This window comes from Micromonospora sp. NPDC050795, from assembly GCF_044456785.1.
In the GTDB taxonomy this organism is placed as follows: Bacteria; Actinomycetota; Actinomycetes; order Mycobacteriales; family Micromonosporaceae; genus Micromonospora.
This window is the reverse complement of record NZ_JBITGE010000011.1, coordinates 51,220-67,306: the sequence shown is the minus strand read 5'-3', so window position 1 is coordinate 67,306 and position 16,087 is coordinate 51,220. Positions and strand designations below refer to the sequence as shown.

The 16,087-nt window shown below is 73.2% G+C and carries 18 protein-coding genes; 11 read left to right on the top strand and 7 right to left on the bottom strand.

Annotated elements, in window-relative coordinates; all coding sequences use genetic code 11:
* Positions 1-21: 21 nt before the first annotated feature.
* Together ACIBEF_RS12275 and cofC are read right to left on the bottom strand one after the other, a co-directional pair.
* Positions 22-219 carry a cold-shock protein gene (locus ACIBEF_RS12275; protein WP_396793481.1) on the bottom strand — a complete coding sequence of 66 codons (198 nt, stop codon included), beginning with the start codon at positions 217-219 and terminating at the stop codon, positions 22-24.
* Between the two features lie 58 nt (positions 220-277).
* Positions 278-925 carry a 2-phospho-L-lactate guanylyltransferase gene (gene cofC / locus ACIBEF_RS12270; RefSeq protein ID WP_396793480.1) on the bottom strand — a complete coding sequence of 216 codons (648 nt, stop codon included), beginning with the start codon at positions 923-925 and terminating at the stop codon, positions 278-280.
* 127 nt (positions 926-1,052) lie between these two features.
* On the opposite strand from cofC, the gene ACIBEF_RS12265 reads away from it, so the two are divergent.
* The 5 genes from ACIBEF_RS12265 (at position 1,053) to ACIBEF_RS12245 (ending at position 6,061) form a co-directional block, all read left to right on the top strand.
* A complete protein-coding gene (locus ACIBEF_RS12265; RefSeq protein WP_396793479.1) occupies positions 1,053-1,790 on the top strand; it encodes a lysophospholipid acyltransferase family protein in 738 nt (245 codons plus the stop codon).
* Between the two features lie 64 nt (positions 1,791-1,854).
* Positions 1,855-2,862, top strand: a complete 1,008-nt coding sequence (locus ACIBEF_RS12260; protein WP_112731871.1) for an NAD(P)H-dependent glycerol-3-phosphate dehydrogenase — start codon at positions 1,855-1,857, stop codon at positions 2,860-2,862.
* 8 nt (positions 2,863-2,870) lie between these two features.
* The gene (locus ACIBEF_RS12255; protein ID WP_396793478.1) at positions 2,871-3,989 is read left to right on the top strand and encodes a cystathionine gamma-lyase; all 1,119 of its coding nucleotides are present in this window, start codon (positions 2,871-2,873) and stop codon (positions 3,987-3,989) included.
* Positions 3,990-4,021: 32 nt separating this feature from the next.
* The gene (locus ACIBEF_RS12250; protein ID WP_396793477.1) at positions 4,022-4,774 is read left to right on the top strand and encodes a putative protein N(5)-glutamine methyltransferase; all 753 of its coding nucleotides are present in this window, start codon (positions 4,022-4,024) and stop codon (positions 4,772-4,774) included.
* Between the two features lie 237 nt (positions 4,775-5,011).
* Positions 5,012-6,061 (top strand): ROK family protein, encoded by a 1,050-nt coding sequence (locus tag ACIBEF_RS12245; protein WP_396793476.1) that lies wholly within the window; start codon positions 5,012-5,014, stop codon positions 6,059-6,061.
* Positions 6,062-6,152: 91 nt separating this feature from the next.
* On the opposite strand, the gene ACIBEF_RS12240 is transcribed toward ACIBEF_RS12245, so the two are convergent.
* Positions 6,153-6,353, bottom strand: a complete 201-nt coding sequence (locus ACIBEF_RS12240) for a DUF397 domain-containing protein (RefSeq protein ID WP_355005274.1) — start codon at positions 6,351-6,353, stop codon at positions 6,153-6,155.
* A gap of 5 nt (positions 6,354-6,358) precedes the next feature.
* Entirely contained in the window at positions 6,359-7,204 is an 846-nt protein-coding gene (locus tag ACIBEF_RS12235; protein WP_091393087.1) for a helix-turn-helix transcriptional regulator, read from the bottom strand.
* 279 nt (positions 7,205-7,483) lie between these two features.
* Here ACIBEF_RS12235 and ACIBEF_RS12230 point away from each other — a divergent pair, with 279 nt between their 5' ends.
* Positions 7,484-7,702, top strand: coding sequence for a hypothetical protein (locus tag ACIBEF_RS12230; protein ID WP_030335309.1), 219 nt, complete (start codon positions 7,484-7,486; stop codon positions 7,700-7,702).
* A gap of 195 nt (positions 7,703-7,897) precedes the next feature.
* Positions 7,898-8,998, top strand: a complete 1,101-nt coding sequence (locus tag ACIBEF_RS12225; protein ID WP_396793475.1) for a D-alanine--D-alanine ligase family protein — start codon at positions 7,898-7,900, stop codon at positions 8,996-8,998.
* A 55-nt stretch (positions 8,999-9,053) separates the two neighbouring features.
* Here the strand turns inward: ACIBEF_RS12225 and ACIBEF_RS12220 are convergent, their stop codons facing one another.
* Together ACIBEF_RS12220 and ACIBEF_RS12215 are read right to left on the bottom strand one after the other, a co-directional pair.
* Complete coding sequence (locus tag ACIBEF_RS12220) at positions 9,054-9,737, bottom strand: DUF3515 family protein (RefSeq protein ID WP_396793474.1); 684 nt, start codon at positions 9,735-9,737, stop codon at positions 9,054-9,056.
* A 9-nt stretch (positions 9,738-9,746) separates the two neighbouring features.
* The gene (locus ACIBEF_RS12215) at positions 9,747-9,980 is read right to left on the bottom strand and encodes an Lrp/AsnC ligand binding domain-containing protein (protein WP_396793473.1); all 234 of its coding nucleotides are present in this window, start codon (positions 9,978-9,980) and stop codon (positions 9,747-9,749) included.
* 96 nt (positions 9,981-10,076) lie between these two features.
* On the opposite strand from ACIBEF_RS12215, the gene ACIBEF_RS12210 reads away from it, so the two are divergent.
* Together ACIBEF_RS12210 and ACIBEF_RS12205 are read left to right on the top strand one after the other, a co-directional pair.
* The gene (locus ACIBEF_RS12210; protein WP_396793471.1) at positions 10,077-11,066 is read left to right on the top strand and encodes a thiamine-phosphate kinase; all 990 of its coding nucleotides are present in this window, start codon (positions 10,077-10,079) and stop codon (positions 11,064-11,066) included.
* A gap of 29 nt (positions 11,067-11,095) precedes the next feature.
* Positions 11,096-11,557: a GNAT family N-acetyltransferase gene (locus ACIBEF_RS12205; RefSeq protein ID WP_396793469.1), complete on the top strand. Its 462-nt coding sequence runs from the start codon at positions 11,096-11,098 to the stop codon at positions 11,555-11,557.
* A 116-nt stretch (positions 11,558-11,673) separates the two neighbouring features.
* Here ACIBEF_RS12205 and rpmB read toward each other — a convergent pair whose 3' ends face one another.
* Entirely contained in the window at positions 11,674-11,865 is a 192-nt protein-coding gene (rpmB, locus tag ACIBEF_RS12200; protein ID WP_011905179.1) for a 50S ribosomal protein L28, read from the bottom strand.
* A 386-nt stretch (positions 11,866-12,251) separates the two neighbouring features.
* On the opposite strand from rpmB, the gene ACIBEF_RS12195 reads away from it, so the two are divergent.
* Together ACIBEF_RS12195 and recG are read left to right on the top strand one after the other, a co-directional pair.
* On the top strand, positions 12,252-13,865 hold the full coding sequence (locus ACIBEF_RS12195; RefSeq protein ID WP_396793467.1) for a DAK2 domain-containing protein: 1,614 nt from the start codon (positions 12,252-12,254) through the stop codon (positions 13,863-13,865).
* Positions 13,862-16,060 carry an ATP-dependent DNA helicase RecG gene (recG, locus tag ACIBEF_RS12190; protein ID WP_396793465.1) on the top strand — a complete coding sequence of 733 codons (2,199 nt, stop codon included), beginning with the start codon at positions 13,862-13,864 and terminating at the stop codon, positions 16,058-16,060. The genes ACIBEF_RS12195 and recG overlap by 4 nt, the downstream gene beginning before the upstream one ends.
* Positions 16,061-16,087 lie beyond the last annotated feature (27 nt).

Below are 16,087 nucleotides of genomic sequence, written 5' to 3'. Positions count from 1 at the left end.
AATGAACTTGGGCTCGCCGGCTCAGATCATCGTCGGCAATGTCACCCGGACGACCTCGCCGTCGGGATCGGTGTCGATGCTGACGCGCTGCCCGAGCCGGAGAAGCCGCAGCCCGGAGGCGTCGAAGGCCCGGGCGGGGAAACGCATCTCGGTGCCGTCGTCGAGCAGCAGGACACCGCTGCGCGTCGCCGCGTCGTAGCTGGCCACCGTGCCCTGCATGCTGGCACCGTACACCGGGCGGTTTGGCCGGTGGCGCGGGCTCAGCCCAGAGAGCGGTTCAGCCCGCGGCGCGGGCCGGGCGACCGGCGGCCACCAGCGCGGCCGTGCGCGGCCCCAGCCCGAGCCGGGCGGCGGCGGCCAGGTCCGCGGCGGTGTCCACGTCCCGGCGCAGGCTGGGCCAGTCGCCGTCGAGCGGCAGCGCCCCGCTCGCCGCGTGCGCGACCGCCGAGCCCACTCCGAAACGCGGATCCAGCGCCACACCCGGCCCGGCGGTGAGCAGCACCGTGCCCCCGCCGGGCGTGTCCGGCAGGAACCGGCGTACCCCCTGTCGGCCGTTCTGCGCCGCGAGCAGCGCGCCGGCCAACTCGGCCGGGCGCAGCGCCGGCACGTCCGCGGTGATCCCGGCCACCCACCCGGCGGCGGCAGTGGCCGCCCCGTGCCGGAACGCGGCGTTCAGGCCGGCGTCCGGCTCGTCCGGCAGCACCCCCGCGCCGGCGGCCCGCGCCGCCGCCGCCACCCGGGCGTCGTCGGTCACCACCAGAGCCTCGGCGACCGCCGGGCAGGCCAGCACCGCGCGGAGCGTGTCGGCCGCCAGGGCCAGCGCCAACTCCTCGTGCGGTACGCCGGGCAGGGCGCCCCGCAGCCGGCTCTTGGCCACGGCCAGCCGCTTCACCGGCACCACCACGGCCCACCTCGGCTGAGTCACGTCCGCAATCCTGCCAGCCGTACGGCGGGCCCCTCGCTGGCCGTACCGGGGGCGAGCAGGCATGATTTCCGCTGCGGGCGTCGCGGGCGGGATTTCGCGGCGGGTTGGGGCGCGACGAGGAGGCACAGTGGCACGGCGGAGCCTGGGGTTCTGGCAACGGTTCGCCGTGTGGCTGGTGAAGCCGGTGATGACCGTCTGGACCCGGCGTACCTGGCGTGGTCAGGAACATCTCCACGGCGACGGCGGCATGATCATCGTGGCGAACCACATCTCCCACGCCGACCCGCTGGTGTCCGCGCACTTCATCTACGACTCCGGGCGCTGGCCGCAGTACCTGGGCAAGGCCAGCGTGTTCCGGGTGCCGGTGGTCGGCTGGATCCTGCACCGGTGCCGGCAGATCCCGGTCGAGCGGGGCAGCGTGGACGCCGTCCGCTCGCTGGACGCACTGGTCGCCGCGCTCGACGAGGGCGGCGCGGTCGTGATCTACCCTGAGGGCACCACCACGCGACAGCCGGAGCTCTGGCCGATGAAGGCCAAGACCGGTGCGGCCCGTCTGGCCCTGGCCACCGGCGCCCCGGTCGTACCGGTGGTGATGTGGGGGCCGGAACGGATCTTCGACCCGCGGACGACCCGTGTCAGCCTGCGCCCCCGGATCCCGGTGACCGTTGCCGCCGGGGAGCCGATCGACCTGAGCCGATGGGTGGACGCCCAGCCGACCCGGGCCACCCTCGAGGAGATGACGGACACCATCATGTTGCGGCTGCGGGACATGCTCGCCGAGATCCGTGGCGGTACCCCGCCGCCACTGTGGGAGCGACCGGCCCGACCGTCCGTCGGCCACGAGCAGCGGGACGACGCGGCATGAGCGAGCGAATCATCGGGCTCCGCGGTGCCGTTCAGGCCGCCGCGCAGCGAAGCGGAGCGGTGGCATGAGCGGTCACGTCGCGGTGCTCGGTGCCGGTTCCTGGGGCACCGCGTTCGCCAAGATCCTCGCGGACGCGGGGCGGGACGTGACGGTGTGGGCCCGCCGGGCGCCCGTTGCCGAGAGCATCCGGACCGAGCGCCGTAATCCGGAGTACCTGCCCGACCTGCTGCTCCCGGCCCGTGTCACGGCCACCGCCGACGCCGCCGAGGCGATCACCGGGGCCGAGGTGGTGGTGCTGGCGGTGCCGTCGCAGACCCTGCGCGGCAACCTCGCCGAATGGGCCGGGTACCTGCACCCGGATTCCACCCTGGTGTCGCTGATGAAGGGCATCGAGCTGGGCACCACCAAGCGGATGAGCGAGGTCATCGTGGAGACCGCCGGGGTCGCCGCGGACCGGGTGGTCGTCGTGTCCGGCCCGAACCTGGCCCCGGAGATCGCTGCCGAGCAGCCCGCCGCGACAGTGGTCGCCGGAACGAACAGCGCCCGCGCCACGCTCGTGCAGTCGTCGATCCGGACGCCGTACCTGCGCCCCTACACGAACGACGACGTGATCGGCTGTGAGCTGGGCGGGGCGGTCAAGAACGTGATCGCCCTGTCCTACGGCATCGCCACCGCGATGGGTTTCGGCGACAACACCCGGGCCATGCTGATGACCCGTGGGTTGGCCGAGACGGCCCGACTGGGCGTGGCGCTCGGCGCGGACCCGATCACCTTCGCCGGCCTCGCCGGTATGGGTGACCTGGTCGCGTCCTGCTCGTCCCCGCTGGCCCGCAACCGCACCTTCGGCGAGCATCTGGGCCGGGGCGAGACGTTGGAGCAGGCCCAGGCCGCCACCCGGCAGACCGCCGAGGGCGTGAAGAGCTGCCTGGCGATCCGCGACCTGGCCCGCGCGCACGGCGTGGAGATGCCGATCACCGAGCATGTCGAGCGGATCTGCCACGAGGGGATGGACCCGCGGCTCGCCGTGGAGACCCTGATGAGCCGCACCGCCAAACCCGAGTCGTACGAGTGAGGGACCCGATGAGCGAGTGGGGGGACGGCACCCGCTGCGTACGCGCTGGGCTGCCCGAGCCGGCGCCGGGGGACCCGTTCCTACCCGGGCCGGTCTTCGCCGCGCCGTACCACCTCGACCCGTTCGAGGGTCAGGGCACGTCACCGAACGGCTACGGCCGCCCCGACAACCCGACCCGCCGGCTGTTGGAGGTGGCGGTGGGCGAGCTGGAGGGCGGTGACTGCCGGGTCTTCGCGACCGGTCAGGCGGCCATCACCGGCCTGCTGCTCACCCTGCTGCGGCCGGGGGACACGGTGGTGCTTCCCACCGACGGATACTTCCCGGTCCGGGCGTTCGCCACCGGTGTGCTGGAGGCGATCGGCGTCCGGGTGCTGTTCGCGCCCACCGTCGGGCCGTACCCGTCGTTCGAGGGCGTCCGGCTGGTGCTGGTGGAGACGCCCGCCAACCCGGGCCTCGACGTGGTCGACGTGGCGGCCCTGGCCGAGCGGGCGCACGCCGCCGGCGCGCTGCTCGCGGTGGACAACACCACCGCCACCCCGCTCGGACAACGCCCGCTGGATCTCGGTGCCGACCTGGTGGTCGCCTCCGGCACGAAGGCGCTCACCGGCCACTCCGACCTGCTGCTGGGCTATCTGGCCAGCCGGTCCACCGAGCTGATCGACGCGGTGACGACCTGGCGTACCACCACCGGGGCGGTTCCGGGCGCGTTCGACTCCTGGCTGGCCCACCGGTCACTGGCCACCCTCGACCTGCGGTTGGCGCGGCAGAGCGCGAACGCCGCCGCGGTCGTCGACCTGCTCGCCAACCGGTCGGACGTGAGCGGCCTGCGGTGGCCGGGGCGGCCGGACGACCCGGCGTACCCGGTGGCCTCGGCGCAGATGCGCCGGATACCGGGGGTGCTCTCGTTCGACCTGGGCGACGCCGACCGGGTGGGCCGTTTCGTCGAGGCCGCCCGGCTGGTGGCGGCGGCGACCTCCTTCGGTGGCCTGCACACCACGGCGGACCGGCGGGCGCAGTGGGGCGACGACACCGCTCCCGGCTTCGTCCGGCTCTCCTGCGGCGCGGAGGACACCGCGGACCTGGTGGCGGACATCGCCGCCGCGCTCGATGTGGCCGGACCGGTTTGACGTCACCTTCCCCCACCGAGCGGGCCGCTCTCGTGAGTCGGTTGCGGGCCGCCGGCTGCGTCTACGCCGAGGACGAGGCCGAGTTGCTGCTGGCCGCCGCGCCCAGCCCGGCGGCGTTGGCCGACCTGACCGACCGTCGGGTGGCGGGCGAGCCGTTGGAGTACCTGCTCGGCTGGGCGGAGTTCTGTGGCCTGCGGATAGCCGTCGACGAGGGCGTCTTCGTGCCCCGGGCCCGGACCGCGCTGCTGGTCGAGATGGCTGCCGAGTTGACCGGCGCGGCACCGGCAGTGGTCGACCTGTGCTGCGGCTCCGGGGCCACCACCGTCGCGCTGGCGCACCGGCTCGCGCCGCGCTGGCTGGCCGCCGCCGACATCGACCCGGCGGCCGTGGCGTGTGCGCGTCGCAACGTCGCCGGGTTGGACGTCGAGGTGTACGAGGGTGACCTGTTCGCGCCGCTGCCCGAGCGGTGGCGGGGTCGGCTGGACCTGGTGGTCGCGAACGCCCCGTACGTGCCGACCGACGCGGTCGCGCTGATGCCGCCGGAGGCGCGGCTGCACGAGGCCCCGGTGGCGCTCGACGGCGGCCCGGACGGGCTCTCCGTGTTGCGCCGGGTAGGTGTCGACGCGGCCGGTTGGCTCGCCCCTGGCGGCCACCTGGTGGTGGAAGCCGGCACCACCCAGATCGAAGCCCTCTGCGACGCGTTCGGCGAAGCCGGCCTCATCCCCACCGTCCACCACGACGAGGACCTGGACGCCACCGCCCTGACCGCCCGACGCCCCGCCTGACCCGCAACCCCCGAACCCGACCCCTGACCCGAGCCCCTGGCCCGCGTCGATCATGGAGTTGTGGTGCCTGGTTGGTTCCACTCTGCGTTATTTGTCCCCCAGCACAACTCCTTGATCGACCCGGGCGGGCTGTCCGGTTTATGGCCAGGGTCAGGCTGCGGGGCCGCCCGGGCGTGGCGGGGGAGAGGGGTTGGCACTAGCCTCGGCTCACACTCATGACGGCGGGAGGCGGTTTCGGTGGGCAGCGCAGGGGTGCCGGTGGTCGTCGGGCTGGACAACGGCGGCACCAGCAACAACGCCACAGTGCTGACGGTGGACGGCCGTTTCCTGGTGGACGGGCTGTTGGAGATCCCCAGCGAGGTGCGGGCCGGGCCGGAGGCAGCGATCGAGGCGTTGGCCCAGGCGTTGGACGGCGCCCTGGCGCAGACCGGCGTGCCGCGTGACCTGGTCCAGGCGGTCGGGCTGGACACTCCCGGCCCGGCCAGCGCCGACGGCGTCATCTCGTCGCGGGGCTCCACCAACTTCTCGCAGCCGGCCTGGCGAGGCTTCGACGTGCGAGGGGCGCTGGAGCGACGGCTCGGGCTGCCGGTGATCTATCACAACGACGGCAACGCGGCAGCGCTCTACGCCCACCACGTCTACTTCGGCGCCGACGCGATGAGCCGCTCGTCGGTCTCCGCGATCGTCGGCACCGGCCTGGGCGGCGGTGTGGTCGAGAGCGGCCGGGTGATCGCCGGTGCGGCCGGGATGGCGGGGGAGCTGGGCCACGTGCACATCCCGCTGAGCGGGTTGCTCGGCCCGGGTCAGCCGGAGCCCACCTGCGCCTGCGGTTTCACCGGAGATGTCGAGAGCATCGCCTCGCTGACCGGCATCGAACGCAACCTGCTGCCGTACTGGCTGACCCGGTACCCCGACCACCCGCTCGCCGCCGAGCCGGTGGCCCGGGCGGCAAAGCTGGTCCGGGGGTACGGCGAGCGCGGGGACACCCTCGCGCGGGACCTCTTCACCCAACAGGCGATGGCGCTGGGGCGGCTGTTCACCGTTGCCGCGAACTTCAGCGACCCACACGCGTACTTCGTCGGCGGCGGAGTGGTGGAGGCGGCACCGGAGTTCCGCGACTGGTTCCTGGCGACGGTCCGCGAGCACACGGTGCTCCGCGAGGAGCAGGCGGCGGTGGCCACCTTCGCCCTGGTGCCGGACCGGGACATGGCCGGTGCCCGAGGCGTCGCGATCGCCGCGCTGGAGGCGCTACGCGCCGCTCCGGAGCCCCGCCCGCTGGTTGCCTGAGGCGGCGCGGGCCTCGGCCCGCACCGGCTCGGCACCTCAGGTCAGCGCTGCGGTGCCGCCCGGGCGAACGCGGCCCAGGCGGCACCTCTGGTCATCGCTGCGGTGGCGCCTGGGCGAAGGCGGCCCAGGCCGCCGTTGGGAACAGCAGGGCCGGGCCGGCCGGGTCCTTGGAGTCGCGCACGGCAATGAGCCGCGGGATCGCGGCCACCTCCACGCAGGCACCTTCGTCGCCGCTGCGGCTGCTCTTGCGCCAGCGCGCCGCGGCCAAGGCCGCTGTGATCATCGGGGTCATCGGTCCTACCGTCCCTTCAGGACTGACAGGAGCATCTCGCGGCTGTCCGCCGGGCTGAGCGCCACGCTTCGGAGATGCTCCATGATCTTGGTGCAGGTACGCGTCTCGCCGGCGCGGTCGAGGATCATCTGACCCGCGACGGTCTCCACCGACGCGATGATCGGGTCCTCCGGGTCGGCGAACTCGAGGATGTGCAGGGAACCCCGGGTGCCCCGGTGGTAGCCGGCGGAGAGCGGGATCACCTGGACGCTGATGTTCGGCAACTCGGCCATCTTGACCAGGTGCCGTAATTGCCCGTTCATCACCGACTGGTCACCGACCGGCCGTAGCAGCGCGCCCTCGTCGATGATCGCGTCGAGGATGGGCGGCTGGTCGGCGGTGAGCCGCTGTTGTCGGTCGAGCCGGATCTTGACCCGCTGCTCCACCAGGTCGTCGCCGAGGGTGTGCGGCCCGCCGCGCATGACGCCACGGATGTAGTCAGCGGTCTGCAACAGGCCGGGCACCACCGAGGGTTCGAAGTTGGCGATGGCGGTCGCCTCGGCCTCCAGTGCGATGAAGTCGATGGTGCGCGGATCCAGCAGGTAGGAGTACGACACCCACCAGCCGGGCTTACGGGCGTCCTTGGCGAGCTGCACCGCCGCGGCCACCTCCTCGGCACTGACCCCGTACGACGTGAGCAGGGCGCGCACGGTGGCGGGGCTGATCAGGGTCTGGGCGTTCTCGTAGCGGGAGAGGGTGCTGCGGGTGCTGTTGATCTCATCCGCCGCGGTCTCCAACGTCAGCCCGGCGGCTTCCCGGTGGTGGCGCAGGGCGATGCCGAGCCGGCGGGCGCGGGCGGTCTTGGGAGCCATGCATCGATGGTCGCATACATTTGCGGGAACGTCTGCATGAGAGAACGTCTATGGGAGTTGCATTCACGCCTATACACGTGTCAATCTGTTATGGCGTCCTCACCGCCGGTTGTCGTGGCGACGGTGGTGGTGAGCGACCGGAGGGGATGGGGCGCGCGGCGATCGGGTTTCTCCCCCGTACCCGATCGTCGCGTGCCGCCCCTCCACCCCCGGCCCGCCGGAAGGAGACGACGTGCGAACCCGCCCGGAGCCCCCCGCCGTACCCTCGGGCGGAGTGCGATGACCCGCTTCCTCGTGGTGCTCACCGACGTGCGTCCCGTCGAGGGCGTCAACCGCAACGAGCGGGTCGCGCCGGAACGGCGCCGGCAGGTCGTCGGAGCCAGCAGCCGGGAGGCCGCCGACCGCATCGCCGGAGCGTTCATGGCGCTGGGCATGGTGCGGGCCGGCCGGCAACGGGTGAAGGTGATAGCGGTCGGCCGTCGGCACTCCCGGGACTGAGCAGCCCCAGGTCGGCGGTCCGTGACACTGCTACCATCCGATTACGCACCGTATATCCTCTCTTGACTGTTTGCCGTGTCGTCCTGTGGCTCGCCGGGTATCGCCTCGCCTCGCGGCCACGCACAGTAAGGTCAACCGGGTGAGCGCCACCGGCGAGCACGACCAGCCGCAGTCGCGTACGAAGAGGTGACCGGAGTGACCACCCCAGGCAAGACCCGCGTGGCGATCGTCTTCGGCGGACGCAGCCCGGAACACGGCATCTCCTGCGTCAGCGCCGGTAGCGTTTTCGGCGCACTCGACCCGGACGAGTTCGAGGTGGTGCCGGTGGGCATCACCCGGGCCGGCCAGTGGGTGCTGACCAACGGAGACCCCGCCCAGCTCGCGATCAACGCCCGTCAGCTGCCGGAGATCACCGCCGACTCGGGTGACGACATCGTGCTGCGCGCCGACCCCACCGGTAACGGACTGATGGTGCTCGACCCGACCGAGGGCCCCCGGGTGCTGGCCGACGTGGACGTGGTCTTCCCGGTGCTGCACGGCACCTACGGCGAGGACGGCACGATCCAGGGAATGCTGGAAATGGCCGGCATCCCCTACGTCGGGGCGAACGTGTTCGCCTCCGCGGCCGCCATGGACAAGGAGTTCACCAAGAAGCTCTGCGCCGTCGAGGGCATCCCGGTCGGCACGTACGCCGTGCTGCGCAACGGCATGACGCTCAGCGAGCAGGACAAGGAGCGGCTCGGCCTGCCGGTCTTCGTCAAGCCGTCCCGGGCCGGTTCGTCGTTCGGCGTCAGCAAGGTCAGCGACTGGGCCGAGCTCGATGCGGCGGTCGCCGCCGCCCGGCAGTTCGACCCGAAGGTCATCATCGAGGCCGCGATCGTCGGCCGCGAGATCGAGTGCGGTGTGCTGGAGGGCGAGGCCGGTGGCACGCCCGAGGCGTCCGTGCTGGCCGAGGTGCGGGTCGTCGCCGACCACGACTTCTACGACTTCGAGGCGAAGTACCTCGACGACTCCTGCGAGTACGACATCCCGGCCACCCTGCCGGAGAAGGTGACCCGCCAGGTGCAGGAGTACGCGGTCCGCGCGTTCACCGCGCTGGACTGCGCCGGTCTCGCCCGGGCCGACTTCTTCGTCACTCCCGAGCTGGACGTCTACCTCAACGAGATCAACACGATGCCCGGCTTCACCCCGACGTCGATGTTCCCCCGGATGTGGGCGGCCTCCGGCCTGGAGTACCCGAAGCTGGTCAACCGGCTGATCCGTACCGCCCAGCGGCGCGGAGTCGGCCTGCACTGAGCCGTCCGAAACCCGCCCGCGCCGGCTGACCGGCGCGGGCGGAGTCGGTTCGGGTTCAGCGCTGGCAGCCGGACGGGATCGCGCCGCCGGAGGGCACGCTCGCCACGATCGTGCTGGAGATCGTCGGCAACCACTGCAACGGCTGCTCGTACGAGCGCGGGACGCGCACGGTGATCAGCGTCTCCCGGTCGACAGTGGAGAGGACCGCCGCGTCGGCCTGATCGGCCAGGTGCCAACAGACCCGGTTGACCGTCCAGACCTCGTCGGTGCTGGGAAAGGTCGGCTCGGTGCCGCCACAGGCCACGGTGAGCGCGGGGTCGCCGTAGGCGGCGTTCTGCTCCGGGCCGGCGGTGACCGGCCGCTGGGCCAGGTCGCGGATGCTCGCCGGAAGCTGCGAGAGCAGGGCCCGGCAGACGGTGGCCGGGCGGGCGGCCAGGGCCGGTGCGGCCATCTCCACCGGGGTGGTGGACTGCACCCGGGCGGTGGTCGCGGAGGGCGTCGGCGCGGCGGCCGGCGCGTCCGGGCTGAGCTTGCTGAAGGCCAGCACGGCCACCAGCAGCGTGATCGGCAGCGCGATCAACGTGGCCAGCAGGGCCGCGCCACGCATGGTCCGATCACGGCCGGCCGGCGCGGCGGCGGCAGGATCGGTCGACTCGCGGTTACCGTCAGCCGGCTCGGACGTCCCGTCGGCCGCGTCGTGCGCCCCGCCGTCGTCCAGAGCCGAGGAGGAGGTCGTCATCTCGTCCACTTACAGCCGCACCACCGAACACGTGAGGGTGCGGGTGATGCCGGGCACCATCTGCACCTTGCTGACGATGAGTTTGCCGAGCTCGTCGACGGTGTTCGCCTCGGTGAGGACGACCACGTCGTACGGCCCGGTGACGGCGTCGACGCGTACCACGCCTTGGATGTCCGCGATGAGACCCGCCACGTCACGTGCGCGGCCGACCTCGGTCTGGATGAGGATGTACGCCTGTACCACGACTCGACCTCCGTCCGTCGCCGCCCGGGAGCGGCCCGAAGGGTGAAACTACCTTACGGACCAGGTCCGATCCCTATCGGTGGTCAAGGAGCAGCGGTGAGCGAGCACGGCGGGGCCGGACAGCACGGGCGGAACGCGGGCGGTGGCCTCGGGGTGTCCGGAATCGGGGAGTTCGGGTTGATCGGCAAGATCACCGCCCGGCTGTCGTACGGGCCGACGACCCTGCTCGGCCCGGGCGACGACGCGGCGGTGGTGGCCGCGCCGGACGGCCGGGTGGCGGCCTCCACCGACGTGCTGGTCGACGGGCGGCACTTCCGACGGGACTGGTCCTCGGCCCGTGACGTCGGGCACCGGGCGGCAGCCGCCAACCTGGCGGACATCGCGGCGATGGGTGCCACGCCGACCGCCCTGCTGGTCGCTCTCTGCATGCCGGCGGACCTGGACACCGCCTGGGCGGAGGAGTTGGCCGACGGGCTCTCCGCGGAGGCGGCAACGGTCGGCGCGAGCGTCGTCGGCGGGGACATGTCGGCCAGTCCCACTCTGACCGTCGCGGTCACCGCGCTGGGCGACCTGGCGGGCCGTCCGCCCGTGCTGCGCTCGGGCGCCCGACCGGGGGACGTGCTCGCTCTGGCCGGGCGCACCGGGTACGCGGCGGCCGGGCTGACCGTGCTGACCCGGGGCTTCCGTACGCCCCGGCTGCTGGTCGAGGCGTACCGGCGGCCGCAGGTGCCCTACCAGGCCGGCCCGCAAGCCGCCCAGCTCGGCGCCACCTCCATGATCGACGTGTCGGACGGGCTCCTCGCCGACCTCGGGCACGTGTCGGCGGCCAGCGGGGTGGCGATCGACGTGCGCCGCGACGGGTTCGAGGTGCCCCGGCAGATGGCCGACGCGGCGCAGGCGCTCGGCGTCGACCCGTACACCTGGATCCTCGCCGGTGGCGACGATCACGCGCTGGCCGCGACCTTCCCCCCGGCGGTGGCGCTGCCGCCGGGCTGGCGGCCGATCGGCCTGGTCACCGACGGTGCCGGCGTGACGGTCGACGGCGTCGCCTACGACGGCCCGGCCGGCTGGGACCACTTCCGGTGAGGCCCGCGCGCCGCCGTACCCTGGACACCGTGAGTGAGATCGAGATCCGGGCGGTGCGGTTCGACGCACCGGTGGCACAGCACCTGATCCATGCCGCACTGGCCGACCTCGGTGCCCGTTACGGCGGCACCGGCGACGACACCCCGGTGGACGCGGCCGAGTTCGAGCCGCCCGATGGCGCGTTCCTGGTGGCCTACCTGGCCGGTGAGCCGGTCGGCTGCGGTGGCTGGCGCAGCCACGGCGCGGACAGCGCGGAGCTGAAGCGGATGTACACGGCTCCGGCGGCACGGGGGCAGGGCGTGGCCCGCGCGGTGCTGGCGGCCGTCGAGCGCTCCGCGCGCGAGCAGGGCCGCAAGCAGGTGGTCCTGGAGTGCGGCGACAAGCAGCCCGAGGCGATCGCCATGTACGGCTCCGCCGGGTACGAACGGATCCCGAACTTCGGCTTCTACAAGGACGCGGAGGGCTGCGTCTCCTTCGGCCGTACCCTCTGACCTGCGCGCCGGGCCTCGGCGGGGCGGTGTGCGGCGTCGTCCCCCGGGGACACGACAGAGCCGGCGGACCCTTGGGGTCCGCCGGCTGAGCCGAACGAAAGGTGGGTGCTACCGCGTCAGGCGCGGGTGACCTTGCCGGCCTTGATGCACGAGGTGCAGACCTTCAACTTCTTGGTGTTGCCGCCACCGGCCGGGGTACGCACCGACTGGATGTTCGGGTTCCAGCGGCGGTTGGTCCGCCGGTGCGAGTGGGACACGTTGTGGCCGAAGCCCGGTCCCTTGCCACAGACGTCGCACACGCTAGCCACGGGATACTCCTGGGATTGATACGTTCATGAGGTCGCCGGCAGGTGCTGCCCGGGCAACCTGGTCAGGTTACCCGATGACTCGCCGACCCGGCCAACCGGCCCGGTCCGGCGCTCGCCCGTGCCCCGGCTCACGCCTGGTCGTGGGCCCGTCCGCCCTGCGGTGGGCCGGCCCGGCGGCAAGGGTACCGGAGGTGCTCCTCACCGCTGCGGCCAGCGCCGCACAGGGCCCGCGAGAGCCCGCGGCCCGCACCGCCCAAGGCCCGCGAGAGCCCGCGGCCTACGCCGCCCAGGGCCCGCGAAAGACTGCGGCCCGCGCCGGCCGGGCCCGGCGAGGACACGCCGGACGAGTCCGACGGGTGTCGGTGCGCGCCAGTAGGCTTCTGCCCGTGCTGGACACCCTCGACGCCGCCGCGGTCCGCCGCTGGTGCGCGAGCGGGCTGGCCGCACTGAAGCGCCACCAGGGCGAGATCGACCAGCTCAACGTCTATCCGGTGCCCGACGGTGACACCGGCACCAACCTGGTGCTCACCCTCACCTCGGCGCAGCAGGCCCTCGCCATGGATCTGGACACTCTCCCGCACAGCGGGCCGACAGCGCACGGGCACGCGCTGCGGCTGATGGCCCAGGGCGCCCTGCTCGGCGCGCGGGGCAACTCCGGGGTGATCCTCTCGCAGATCCTGCGTGGTCTCGCCGACCAGGTCGCCGGGGTGCCGGCGGTGCGTGGCCGGGAGTTCGCCGCCGCGCTGCGCTCCGGCACCACCGCCGCGTACACAGCGGTCTCCCGGCCGGTCGAGGGCACCCTGCTCACCGTGATCTCGGCCGCCGCCGCCGCGGCCGAAGGCGCGGACAGCGACGACCTGCCGGCGGTGGCCGGCGTCGCGGCCCGGGCGGCGGCCGAGGCGCTCGCCCGCACCCCGGAGCAGTTGCCGGCGTTGGCCCGCGCGGGTGTGGTCGACGCCGGTGGCCGAGGGCTCTGCGTGCTGCTCGACGCCCTGGTCGAGGTGCTGACCGGGGAGAGCGCCGCCCGGCCCGCACCGGCACCGCGCTCCGCCCGCCCGGCGGCCACCGTCGCCCGCGAGACCGGTTCGGACGAGTACGCGTACGAGGTGCAGTTCCTGCTCGATGCCCGCGCCGAGGCGGTCGACGGGTTGCGGCGGGCCCTCGACGCCCTGGGAGACTCGCTGGTCGTCGTCGGCGACGGGCGTGAGCCGGAAGGCACCTGGAACGTGCACGTGCACGTCAACGACGTGGGCGCGGCGGTGGAGGCGGGTGTCGCCGCCGGCCGGCCGTACCGCATCTCGGTCACCCGTTTCGCCGACCAGCCGGAGTCGCCCTCCGGTCCGGTGGTGGCCGGCCGGGCCGCGGTGGTGGTGGCCACCGGTGGCGGCATCGCCGACCTGTTCGCCGCGGAGGGCGCGACCGTCGTGCCGGGCAACCCGTCCACCGGTGAGTTGTTGGACGCCGTCCGCAGCACCGGCGCGGCCCGGGTGGTGGTGCTGCCCAACGACGCCAACACCGAGGCGGTGGCGAGCGCCGCCGCCCGCGAGGCCCATCGGTACGGCATCAAGGTGAGCGTGGTGCCGACCCGCTCGCCGGTGCAGGCCCTGGCGGCGCTCGCGGTCCGCGACGGTGACCGCCGTTTCGAGGACGACGTCATCGCGATGGCCGAGGCGGCCGGGGCCTGCCGGTACGCCGAGGTCTGCCATGCCAGCCGGGAGGCGCTGACCGTCGCCGGCCCGTGCCGTCCCGGTGACGTGCTGGCGCTGGTGGAGGGGGAGGTGCACCTGATCGGCACCGACCTCACCGACACCTGCGCGGCGGTGGTCGACCGGATGCTCGGTGGTGGCGGTGAGATGGTCACCCTGCTGGCCGGGGTGGACGCTCCGGCCGGGCTCACCGACGCCGTCCGCGCGCACGTCGCGCGACGCTGGCCGTTCGTCGAGGTGCACGCGTACCCGGGCGGCCAGCCGTTTTATCCGCTCCTGGTAGGGATCGAATGAGCGAACCAGCCACCGTGGACACTCCGCTGAAGAAGCTGGTCGGGGACAAGACAGCGAAGGCGCTGGCCTCGCACCTCGACCTGCACACAGCGGGTGACCTGGTCTACCACTTCCCGCGTCGCTACGACGAGCGCGGTGAACACACCGACATCCGCTCACTGGACGTCGGTGAGCAGGTCACCGTCATGGCCCAGGTGCAGCGCACCACTGTGCGCCCGATGCGTCAGCGACGGGGCAACCTGCTGGAGGTGACCGTCGGCGACGGCTCCGGCGGGGTGCTGACGTTGACCTTCTTCGGCAACCAGGCGTGGCGCGAGCGCGAGCTGCGCCCGGGCCGGTGGGGTCTGTTCGCCGGCAAGGTCACCGAGTTCCGCAGCAAACGGCAGCTCAACGGCCCGGAGTACGTCCTGCTCGGTGAGGGTGGCGACGGCGAGGCGGCGCTCAGCGACGACATCGAGGAGTTCGCCGGGGCGCTGATCCCGGTCTACCCGGCCGCCGCGGCCGTGCCGACCTGGGTGATCGCGCGCTGCGTGCGCGTCGTACTGGACACGTTCACCCCGCCGGACGATCCACTGCCGAGCGCCGTGCGGGCCAGCCGCAAGCTGGTCGGGCTGGGCGTCGCGCTGACCGAGATCCACCGGCCGTCCACCAAGGAGGCGCTGCACCAGGCGCGGCGGCGCCTCAAGTGGGACGAGGCTTTCGCCGTCCAGGTGACCCTGGTGCAGCGCAAGCACCGGGCTGCCGACTGGCCGGCCCGGCCCCGCCCGGCGCGCCCGGACGGGCTTTTGGAGGCCTTCGACGCCCGACTCCCGTACGAGCTGACTGCCGGTCAGCGGGAGGTCGGTGTGGAGATCGCGGCTGACCTGGCCACTCCGCATCCCATGCACCGCCTGTTGCAGGGCGAGGTGGGCTCGGGCAAGACGGTGGTGGCGCTACGGGCGATGCTCCAGGTGGTCGACGCGGGTGGGCAGGCCGCGCTGCTGGCGCCCACCGAGGTGCTGGCCGCCCAGCACCACCGCGGCATGCTCGACCTGCTCGGGCCGCTCGGGCGGGCCGGTGAGCTGGGCTCCGCCGAGCACGCCACCCGGGTCGAGCTGGTCACCGGGTCGCTCGGCGCGGCGGCCCGCCGCCGGGCGCTCGGCGAGGTGGCCAGCGGTGCCGCCGGCATCGTGCTCGGCACCCACGCCCTGCTCTACGAGGGGGTCGACTTCGCCGACCTCGGCCTGGTGGTGGTCGACGAGCAGCACCGCTTCGGCGTGGAGCAACGCGACGCCCTGCGCGCCAAGGCCGACCAGCCGCCGCACGTGCTGGTGATGACGGCCACCCCGATCCCGCGCACCGTGGCGATGACCGTCTACGGCGACCTGGAGGTCTCCACGCTCTCCCAACTGCCCCGGGGGCGGTCACCGATTGCCTCGCACGTGGTGCCGGCCGCCGAGAAGCCCGCCTACCTGGATCGGGCCTGGCGTCGGCTGCGCGAGGAGGTGGCCGCCGGCCACCAGGCGTACGTGGTGTGCCCACGAATCGGTGACGGGCCGGTGTCCGACGAGGAGCCGCCAGCCGAGGACGACAACGGCCGTCGGCCGCCGCTGGCGGTGACCGAAGTGGCCCCGCTGCTGGCCGAGGGCCCGCTGCAAGGCCTGCGGATCGGGGTGTTGCACGGTCGCCTGCCGGCCGACGAGAAGGACGCGGTGATGCGTACCTTCGCGGCCGGTGACCTGGACGTGCTGGTGGCGACGACAGTGATCGAGGTCGGCGTGGACGTGCCGAACGCGACAGTGATGATCGTGCTGGACGCGGACCGGTTCGGTGTCTCCCAACTGCACCAGTTGCGGGGTCGGGTCGGCCGGGGCGCCGCCGCCGGGCTGTGTCTGCTGGTCAGCGAGGCGGCCGAGGGTTCGTCGGCGCGGGAACGGTTGGACGCGGTGGCGTCCACGAGCGACGGTTTCAAGCTCGCCGAACTGGATCTGGAGCAACGCCGTGAGGGCGATGTGCTGGGTGCCACCCAGTCCGGGCACCGCTCGCACCTGCGGTTGCTGTCCCTGCGGCGCGACGCCGACCTGATCCGCGACGCCCGCGCCGAGGCGATCACCCTGATCGAGGACGACCCGGAGCTGGCCCGCAGCCCGGCACTGGCCGCGTCGGTGGCCGCACTGGTGGACGAGGACCGCGCGGAGTACCTGGAGAAGGGCTGACCACGCAGGCCATCACATGGCTGAGGG

Bases quoted from the DNA above. Each gene is read 5' to 3' on its own strand.
- ACIBEF_RS12275 (WP_396793481.1), bottom strand. From the start codon at position 219: ATGCAGGGCACGGTGGCCAGCTACGACGCGGCGACGCGCAGCGGTGTC.
- ACIBEF_RS12240 (WP_355005274.1), bottom strand. From the start codon at position 6,353: ATGACCCCGATGATCACAGCGGCCTTGGCCGCGGCGCGCTGGCGCAAG.
- ACIBEF_RS12235 (WP_091393087.1), bottom strand. From the start codon at position 7,204: ATGGCTCCCAAGACCGCCCGCGCCCGCCGGCTCGGCATCGCCCTGCGC.
- ACIBEF_RS12260 (WP_112731871.1), top strand. From the start codon at position 1,855: ATGAGCGGTCACGTCGCGGTGCTCGGTGCCGGTTCCTGGGGCACCGCG.
- recG (WP_396793465.1), top strand. From the start codon at position 13,862: ATGAGCGAACCAGCCACCGTGGACACTCCGCTGAAGAAGCTGGTCGGG.
- ACIBEF_RS12255 (WP_396793478.1), top strand. From the start codon at position 2,871: ATGAGCGAGTGGGGGGACGGCACCCGCTGCGTACGCGCTGGGCTGCCC.
- ACIBEF_RS12230 (WP_030335309.1), top strand. From the start codon at position 7,484: ATGACCCGCTTCCTCGTGGTGCTCACCGACGTGCGTCCCGTCGAGGGC.
- ACIBEF_RS12220 (WP_396793474.1), bottom strand. From the start codon at position 9,737: ATGACGACCTCCTCCTCGGCTCTGGACGACGGCGGGGCGCACGACGCG.